This is a genomic window from Sulfuricella sp., from assembly GCF_035531155.1.
GTDB lineage: Bacteria > Pseudomonadota > Gammaproteobacteria > Burkholderiales > Sulfuricellaceae > Sulfuricella.
Window position 1 is genome coordinate 24,823 of the sequence record NZ_DATKTK010000053.1, and the last position, 6,093, is coordinate 30,915.

At 58.2% G+C, this 6,093-nt stretch carries 5 protein-coding genes and 1 pseudogene; 3 read left to right on the forward strand and 3 right to left on the reverse strand.

What is annotated here, in order from left to right:
* Positions 1–5: 5 nt before the first annotated feature.
* A complete protein-coding gene (gene phoU, locus VMV64_RS11520; RefSeq protein ID WP_325330427.1) occupies positions 6–707 on the reverse strand; it encodes a phosphate signaling complex protein PhoU in 702 nt (233 codons plus the stop codon).
* Positions 708–944: 237 nt separating this feature from the next.
* Positions 945–1,601, reverse strand: a complete 657-nt coding sequence (gene rpiA, locus VMV64_RS11525; RefSeq protein ID WP_325330429.1) for a ribose-5-phosphate isomerase RpiA — start codon at positions 1,599–1,601, stop codon at positions 945–947.
* A 145-nt stretch (positions 1,602–1,746) separates the two neighbouring features.
* Between rpiA and ilvA the strand changes: the two genes are divergently transcribed.
* Together ilvA and VMV64_RS11535 are read left to right on the forward strand one after the other, a co-directional pair.
* Positions 1,747–3,258, forward strand: a complete 1,512-nt coding sequence (gene ilvA, locus VMV64_RS11530) for a threonine ammonia-lyase, biosynthetic (protein ID WP_325330431.1) — start codon at positions 1,747–1,749, stop codon at positions 3,256–3,258.
* Positions 3,259–3,500: 242 nt separating this feature from the next.
* The gene (locus VMV64_RS11535) at positions 3,501–4,265 is read left to right on the forward strand and encodes a hypothetical protein (RefSeq protein WP_325330433.1); all 765 of its coding nucleotides are present in this window, start codon (positions 3,501–3,503) and stop codon (positions 4,263–4,265) included.
* Between the two features lie 213 nt (positions 4,266–4,478).
* On the opposite strand, the gene VMV64_RS11540 is transcribed toward VMV64_RS11535, so the two are convergent.
* Positions 4,479–5,843, reverse strand: a complete 1,365-nt coding sequence (locus VMV64_RS11540; protein ID WP_325330435.1) for an NAD-dependent succinate-semialdehyde dehydrogenase — start codon at positions 5,841–5,843, stop codon at positions 4,479–4,481.
* 43 nt (positions 5,844–5,886) lie between these two features.
* Here VMV64_RS11540 and VMV64_RS11545 point away from each other — a divergent pair.
* Positions 5,887–6,093 (forward strand): annotated as a pseudogene (locus VMV64_RS11545) (transglycosylase); the annotation flags it as partial.

Below are 6,093 nucleotides of genomic sequence, written 5' to 3' on the forward strand. Positions count from 1 at the left end.
GGCCTTTATTCCACTTCGCGCTCGATTTCCTCGAGTGAGGTGTGGCGTACGTCCTTGCCCTTGACCATGTAGACCACGTATTCAGACATGTTCTTGGCGTGGTCGCCGATGCGCTCGATCGCCTTGGCGGCGAACAGCACGTCGAGCGAGGTGGAGATGGTGCGCGGGTCTTCCATCATGAAAGTGATCAGGTGGCGCATGCAGGAGCTGAAGGCATCGTCTACCAGCACGTCCTGGCGCGGCACCTGGACCGCAGTGCCGATGTCGAGCCGGGCGAAGGCGTCGAGCGACTTGCGCAGCATTTCCAGCACGATGCCGCTCATCATCGTGATTTCGGTGAAGCGCGGCGTGGACAGTCGGCCGGACTGGTAAATCAGCTTGCTCATGCGCGCGATTTTTTCGGCCTCGTCGCCGATGCGCTCCAGGTCGGTGATGGTCTTGATCACCGTCATTACCATGCGCAGGTCACCGGCGGTGGGCTGGCGGCGCGCGATGATGTGGGCGCAGGCCTCGTCGATTTCCACTTCCATGGCATTGACCTGCAGATCCTTGGCGATGACGCCGTCGGCGAGGTCGAGCTTGCTGTTGATCAGTGCTTCGATGGCGTTGACGATCTGTTCCTCCACCAGGCCACCCATCTGCAGCACTCGAGAACGCACGGTTTCCAGCTCGGCATCGAATTGCTTGGAAATGTGTTCATGCTGCATGGTGTATCTCCCTCTTGTTCATTCTCTCAAGTATACGCGCCGATTGTGACAATTTCGTTGCCGATGGCAATCAACCCGGATATTTCATAAATTCGCGTGATGATCGCGCAGGATTTTGATTGATAGGGAAGTTTTGCGAAGGAGCGGTGTAGTTATTCATACACCCGACCGAGTAAAATCTTTCCTATCAATCATAAAGACCAGCGAGGGCGCGCGTCAATTTATGAAACATCCGGGTTAAGCCGTCAGCGTCCTGACCCCTGCGCTGGTGCCGAGCAGTAGCACGTCAGCCGGCCTCCGCGCGAACAGGCCATTGGTCACCACTCCGGCGATCTGGTTGATCTGGGTTTCCAGTTCCACCGGGTTCATGATTTGCAGGCCGTGCACGTCGAGGATGATGTTGCCGTTGTCGGTAGTGTAGCCCTGGCGCAGTTTTGGCTGGCCACCGAGCTTGACCAGCTCGCGGGCGACGTAGCTTTGCGCCATGGGGATCACTTCCACTGGCAGGGGGAAGTTGCCGAGCATGCCGACCAGCTTGGAGCCGTCGGCGATGCAGACAAATTTCTTGCTGCAGGCGGCGACGATCTTTTCCCGCGTCAGCGCCCCGCCGCCGCCCTTGATCATGTGCATGTGCGCGGTGATTTCGTCGGCGCCGTCGACATAAACCGCCAGCTCGCCGGCGCTGTTCAGGTCCAGAACCGGGATGCCATGGCTTTTCAGGCGCTGCGCGGTCGCTTCGGAGCTGGCCACCGCGCCGTCGATGCGGCCCTTGATTTTGGCCAGTTCGTCGATGAAGTAGTTGGCGGTGGAGCCGGTGCCCACGCCGATGATGCCTGCCGGCACGTATTCGATGGCGGCACGCGCGGTGGCCTGCTTGAGTTCGTCTTGAGTCATGTTTCCAAATCCTTATTTTTAAATTCTCATACTAGGTCGAATTATTGCAGGATTTGACGGATTAAGAAATACGCCGGCGGTCGCAAATCTTCTGGTTTCGGTTAAATCCTGTTAACCTTGAAAAAATTAAATTATTCGAAATATCATGCAAAACGACTACCTGGAAAAAATACTTACCGCCCGCGTTTACGACGTGGCCATCGAAAGCCCGCTGGAATTCGCGCCGAACCTGTCACGCCGCATCCAGAATGTGGTCATGCTCAAGCGCGAGGACTTGCAACCGGTGTTCTCGTTCAAGCTGCGCGGCGCCTACAACAAGATGGTGCAGCTTCCTGCCGCGACGCTCAAGCGCGGGGTGATCACCGCTTCGGCCGGCAACCATGCCCAGGGTGTGGCGCTTTCCGCGCAGCGCCTGAAGTGCGAAGCCACCATCGTGATGCCCGTCACCACCCCGCAGATCAAGGTCGAGGCGGTGCAGAACCGTGGCGCCCACGTGGTGCTGCACGGCGACTCCTACAGCGACGCCTATGTCCATGCCATGGCCCTGGCGAAGGAACGGAAGCTGGCCTTCGTCCATCCCTACGATGACCCGGAAGTGATTGCCGGGCAGGGCACCATCGGCATGGAAATCCTGCACCAGCATCCGGACCCGATTCACGCCATCTTCGTCCCGGTTGGCGGGGGCGGCCTGATCGCCGGTATTGCCGCTTACGTGAAGCGCCTCAAGCCGGAGATCAAAATCATCGGCGTCGAGCCGGTCGACGCCGATGCCATGTACCGCTCGCTGAAGAAGAAGGAGCGCGTCACCCTGGCTCAGGTCGGTATCTTTGCCGACGGCGTGGCGGTCAAGCAGGTGGGGGAGGAAACCTTTCGCCTCTGTCGCGAACTGGTGGACGAAGTCATCCTGGTGGATACCGATGCCATCTGCGCCGCGATCAAGGACGTGTTCGAGGATACCCGCTCGATCCTCGAGCCGGCCGGGGCGCTTTCCATCGCCGGAGCCAAGCTGTACGCGGCGCGTGAAAAGCTGAAGAACAAGACGCTGGTGGCAATCGCCTCCGGCGCCAACATGAACTTCGACCGGCTGCGCCATGTCGCCGAGCGCGCCGAGCTGGGCGAGCAGCGCGAAGCCGTGCTATCCGTCACCATCCCGGAAAAACCGGGCAGCTTCAAGGCGTTCTGCGCTCTGCTGGGGACGCGCAACATCACCGAATTCAATTATCGTTATTCCGATTCCGGCGCGGCCCATGTGTTCGTCGGGGTTCAGGTACAAAATCGCGGCGAAACCGAGAAGCTGCTGGCGCTGCTGGAACGCAAGGGGCTCCAGCCGGTGGACATGAGCGACAACGAGATGGCCAAGCTGCATGTCCGGCACATGGTGGGCGGTCATGCTCCCCAGGCGAAAAACGAAATCCTCTATCGCTTCGAATTCCCCGAGCGCCCCGGTGCGCTGATGAAGTTTCTCGACAGTGTGGGCCAGAGCTGGAACATCAGCCTGTTTCACTACCGCAACCATGGCGCCGACTACGGGCGAGTGCTGGTGGGAGTACAGGTGCCGCCGCAGGAAAAGCCCGCCTTCAAGGCCTTTCTGAAGCGTCTGGGCTATCCTTATGTGGACGAGAGCAAGAACCCGGCTTACAAGTTGTTTCTCGGCTAAGGGCCTGCTTGATTTAATAAAATGGCGATTAACCACGAATGGCACGAATGTTCACGAATAAACACGAATAACCAAAAGTGGGCGCCTCCAGGTGAATCTGGCTGGAAATTCTAACCAACTGATTATTAGTGAACATTCGTGTTTCATTCGTGTGAATTCGTGGTTAAAAGATTTTGCTTGATTTAAATCATGGAGGGCTCATGCCGCCCATTGCTATGATGCCTGTTTTTGAGGGCGGTAAAATGCAACGGACACTGAAATTCCTGGCGGCGGCAATGCTTTTGTTCCTGTCCGGCCATGCCGCAGCTTCTTTTGACAGCTCCGTCCAGGCGCTGCCCGCCAGTTATGCCGGGGATGACATCAAGAAGTGGTATGGGGAAATTTCCGCCTCCGCACCGGTTGATGCGAGCATCAAGGAGGAGGTGTTCGCCTTTGCCGTCGATCTCGACGCCGGCCCGAATTTTTCCCAGGAATACAACACGGCAAGCGGCAGGCTGGAACTGCGCTACAACATGGTGTTCAACCAGATCGCCGAAGGCTGGAGCTGGGATGAACTGGCCAATCCCGATCAGCGCGACTATTACCACTCCAAGTTTCTCCCCCTCGGTTTCGAAACCGCCTCCAGGCACGCGCCCGAAGTGGTGGAGCTCTACCCCGGAAAAACGGTGGAAGTGAAAAACCAGTGGCGCTACGAATACTTCCTGGCCTTCGACAACCTCTACGATTTTTACGAGCGCAAGGTGGACGACGATGCCGGCTTCGACGCTGGTATTGTGATGAAAGCTGAGGAAGCGAAAAAGCTGACGGAGGGCAAGACCGTTCGCATGCTGGCGCTGTGCCGGCTCAAGCCGCCCTACCATACCGAAAGCAACACCTTCTGGAAAGCCACCTTCGCGGAGCCGGTGGATTACACCCTGAGAAAGCGTTACCTGATGGGGGATCTGCTCGAAGTGTGGTTTTACGACAGCGCCAGCGGCAAGGTGCTGGCCAAGGTCCGGCAGCGCTGAATTACCCTAAAAACTGCAGTTCATTAACCGCAAAGACGCGAAGGCGCAAAGAACACAAGGACATAAAGCCCATCTGGCATTCACCTATCTGGGGACTGGGCAGATTCAGATAACACATTGTTTTTGCGAGTTGGGCGACAAGTCGCCCATCCCTGCCTACCCCGTTTCCTTCGCGTTCTTTGCGTCTTTGCGGTTCAAATGCTTTTTTTAGGATTACTTCACCCACACCGTCTTGATGTTCACGAATTCGCGGATGCCGTGGTAGGACAGCTCGCGGCCGTAGCCTGATGCCTTGATGCCGCCGAACGGCAGGCGTGGGTCGGATTTGACTGTGCTGTTAATGAAGCAGCAGCCTGCTTCGATCTCTCGCGACAGCCTTTCCGCGCGCGCAGCATCGCGGCTCCACAGACTGGCACCCAAACCGAAGCGGGTGTCTTTGGCGATTCTGAGGGCGTCCTGTTCGTCACGGGCGCGGATTACGGTGGCGACTGGGCCGAACAGCTCCTCGTGATAGGCGCACGCTTTCGGCGTGACATGGTCGAGAATGGACGGCAGGTAATAGGCGCCCTCCCCGGCGACCGGTTCGCAGCCCAATAAAGCTTGCGCTCCCTGGGCGATGGAATCCATTACCTGACGGTGCAGTTCGTCGCGCAGGTCGGGCCTTGCCATCGGTCCCGCCTGAGTGTCTTCCTTCATCGGATCACCGACTCGAAGGGCGGCAACTTTCTGCCTCATCAGGAGCACGAACTCGTCAGCGATTTCCGGCACGACAATGAAACGCTTGGCTGCGATGCAGGACTGGCCGTTGTTGAGAAAGCGTGAATTGACGGCCTGGGTGCTGGCGTAGTCGAGATCGGCATCGCGCAGCACGATGAAGGGGTCTGATCCGCCCAGTTCCAGTACGCACTTTTTCAGGTTTCGCCCTGCCTCCGCTGCAACCTGCCGACCGGCCGGCTCCGATCCGGTAAAAGTGACGGCATGGATGCGCGGATCGGCGATGATGCCTGCAACCTGGTTCGCTTCGATCATCAGGGTGGCGAACAGGCCTTTCGGCAGGCCAGCGGTACGGAAAATATCCTCCACCGCCAGCGCACATTGCGGCACGTTGGATGAGTGCTTGAGCACGATGGCGTTGCCAGCCATCAGCGCCGGTGCGGCGGCGCGGAACACCTGCCAGAAGGGGAAATTCCACGGCATGATCGCGAGCACGGTGCCGAGCGGCGGGTAGCTGACGTAGCTCTGGGTGGCATCGGTTTCGATCGGTTCGTCCGCGAGAAATTCGGCAGCGTGGAGGGCGTAGTAGTCGCACGCCAGGGCGCATTTCTCCACTTCGGCACGGGCTTCCCGCAACGGCTTTCCCATTTCCCGTGTAATCAGGGCGGCGTAGTCGTCGTGGTTGGCCATCAGGATTTCCGCCGCACGGCGTAGCGCTTCGGCGCGCTGCACGAAGCCGGTCGTTTGCCAGATTTTCTGGGCTTTTCGACTCTCTTCCAGTGCGCTGTCGAGGTGTTGATCGTCGCATCTCTGGAAGGTTCGCTCAACCTTGCCGGTAGCGGGATTCAGGCTGATGTGGGGCATCGTGTGCTATCTTTTAAGGACGTAAAATTCTACTATAGCACTTATGAGATCTCTCTTTGTTGCAGTTGTTTTTTCCGTGGGGGCCGCGCTTTCCGCAATCAGCAATGCTGCCTCGGCAAACCACGAGGCTGACTTCTTCGCAGCGCGCGAGGCTTTCAGGTCGGGCAATATTTCCCGTTTCGATACCATGGCCGCACGCTTGCAAGGCCATGTGCTGGAGCCCTTCGTCGCTTATATGCAACTCATGTTG

What these genes read in the sequence shown, in the direction of transcription:
- phoU (WP_325330427.1), bottom strand. Translation starts at nt 707, where the DNA reads ATGCAGCATGAACACATTTCCAAGCAATTCGATGCCGAGCTGGAAACC.
- rpiA (WP_325330429.1), bottom strand. Translation starts at nt 1,601, where the DNA reads ATGACTCAAGACGAACTCAAGCAGGCCACCGCGCGTGCCGCCATCGAA.
- ilvA (WP_325330431.1), top strand. Translation starts at nt 1,747, where the DNA reads ATGCAAAACGACTACCTGGAAAAAATACTTACCGCCCGCGTTTACGAC.
- VMV64_RS11535 (WP_325330433.1), top strand. Translation starts at nt 3,501, where the DNA reads ATGCAACGGACACTGAAATTCCTGGCGGCGGCAATGCTTTTGTTCCTG.
- VMV64_RS11540 (WP_325330435.1), bottom strand. Translation starts at nt 5,843, where the DNA reads ATGCCCCACATCAGCCTGAATCCCGCTACCGGCAAGGTTGAGCGAACC.